Annotated in this window: 1 protein-coding gene; it reads left to right on the forward strand. The window is 52.6% G+C overall.

The genetic code is table 11. From position 1 onward, the window contains the following. Positions 1 to 331, forward strand: a 331-nt coding sequence (locus H8K36_RS18950; RefSeq protein ID WP_222611291.1) for a hypothetical protein, incomplete at both ends; no start/stop codon positions are given.

The raw sequence follows: 331 nt of genomic DNA on the forward strand, positions 1-331 counted from the left end.
ACAGCGAACAGCTTCACGGTCAGTGCGCCAGCAGGATTGGCGAGCATTACGGTCGGTGGCACCAACGTCACCTTGGCGCAATTAAATGCTTTAGGTGGCACACCGATCACGATCACGACAGGCAAGGGCAGCTTGGTCTTAACAGGCTACAACTCCAGCACAGGCGTGGTGAGTTATACCTATGACCCAAGTGTCCAAAGTGCCAACAGCGATGTGACCGACAGTGTCACAGTGGCAGTCACCGATGCCTTAGGTGCAACGAATAACGACAGCCTAGATATCCTTATTACGGACAGCAAACCAGTAGCGACAGGTGACATCAACAACATCA

The sequence above is a fragment of the Affinundibacterium nitidum genome (genome assembly GCF_014284155.1).
Lineage (GTDB): Bacteria > Pseudomonadota > Gammaproteobacteria > Burkholderiales > Burkholderiaceae_D > Undibacterium > Undibacterium nitidum.